General features: G+C 65.7%; 1 protein-coding gene. It reads left to right on the top strand.

What is annotated here, in order from left to right:
- Window positions 1–1,795: DNA polymerase III subunit alpha (gene dnaE, locus R1101_RS0122705; protein ID WP_016935497.1), on the top strand; the 1,795-nt coding region annotated here is incomplete at both ends.

The following is a 1,795-nucleotide window of genomic DNA, read 5'->3' as shown; positions in this document are numbered from 1 at the left end:
CACGTTGCTCATCGCCGAGCGCGTGCAGTCCTACGACGAGGTATGGGCCCACCGCGACCGGATGCCCGTCTTCCCGGTGCCGGAAGGGGAGACACAGGCGAGCTGGCTGCACAAGGAGGTCATGCGCGGCCTCGACCGGCGCTTCCCGGCCGGCCCGCCCCGCGAGTACGTCGAGCGCGCCGAGTACGAGATCACGGTCATCAACCAGATGGGCTTTCCGGCGTACTTCCTCGTCGTCGGCGACCTGATCAACCACGCCCGCGAGGTCGGTATCCGCGTCGGACCCGGTCGTGGTTCGGCCGCCGGTTCGCTCGTCGCCTACGCGATGGGCATCACGAACATCGACCCGATCCCGCACGGTCTGCTGTTCGAGCGGTTCCTCAACCCCGAACGTGTGTCGATGCCCGATATCGATATCGACTTCGACGATCGTCGCCGCGGGGAGATGGTGCGGTACGCCACCGAGCGGTGGGGCAACGACAAGGTCGCCCAGGTCATCACGTTCGGCACCATCAAGACCAAGGCCGCGATCAAGGACTCCGCGCGGGTGCAGTTCGGTCAGCCCGGTTTCGCGATCGCCGATCAGATCACCAAGGCGCTGCCGCCGCCGATCATGGCCAAGGACATTCCGGTCTCGGGCATCACCGATCCGAGTCACGAGCGGTACAAGGAGGCCGCCGAGGTCCGCCAGCTGATCGAGTCCAACCCGGACATCAAGAAGATCTACGACACCGCGCTCGGCCTCGAGGGCCTGATCCGCAATGCGGGCGTGCATGCGTGCGCGGTGATCATGTCGTCCGAGCCGCTCATGGACGCGATCCCGCTGTGGAAGCGCGCGCAGGACGGCGCGATCATCACCGGCTGGGACTATCCGTCCTGCGAGGCCATCGGCCTGCTGAAGATGGACTTCCTCGGTCTGCGCAATCTCACCGTCATCGGCGACGCGATCGAGAACATCAAGGTCAATCGCGGGATCGATCTCGACCTCGACACCCTGCCGCTGGAGGATCCGGCGACCTACGAACTGCTCGCGCGCGGCGACACGCTCGGCGTGTTCCAGCTCGACGGCAGCGCCATGCGCGACCTGCTGCGCCGCATGCAGCCCACCGGCTTCGAGGACATCGTCGCCGTGCTCGCGCTGTACCGCCCCGGCCCGATGGGCATGAACGCGCACAACGACTACGCCGACCGGAAGAACGGGCGGCAAGAGGTCAAGCCGATTCATCCCGAACTCGAGGAACCGCTGAAGGACATCCTCGCCGACACCTACGGCCTGATCGTCTACCAGGAGCAGATCATGCAGATCGCTCAGAAGGTGGCCGGGTACTCCCTCGGGCAGGCCGACCTGCTGCGTCGCGCGATGGGCAAGAAGAAGAAGGAGATCCTCGACGAGGCCTACGACGGCTTCGCGCAGGGCATGAAGGACAACGGCTTCTCGCAGGCGGCGATCACGGCGCTGTGGGACACCGTTCTGCCCTTCGCCGGTTACGCGTTCAACAAGTCGCACGCCGCCGGCTACGGCCTCGTGTCGTTCTGGACCGCCTACCTCAAGGCGAACTATCCGGCCGAGTACATGGCCGGACTGCTCACCTCCGTCGGCGACGACAAGGACAAGGCCGCGGTCTACCTGTCCGACTGCCGCAAGATGGGCATCACCGTACTGCCCCCGGACGTCAACGAGTCGCACACCAACTTCATGTCGGTGGGTGAGGACATCCGGTTCGGCCTCGGCGCGGTCCGCAACGTGGGTGCCAACGTGGTCGCCTCGATCATCAAGGGACGGGAGGAGAAAGGC

This window comes from Rhodococcus sp. R1101 (assembly GCF_000278445.1).
Taxonomy (GTDB): domain Bacteria; phylum Actinomycetota; class Actinomycetes; order Mycobacteriales; family Mycobacteriaceae; genus Rhodococcus; species Rhodococcus gordoniae.
Note: the sequence above shows the minus strand (reverse complement) of the source record. Positions and strands in the feature narration are given on the sequence as shown.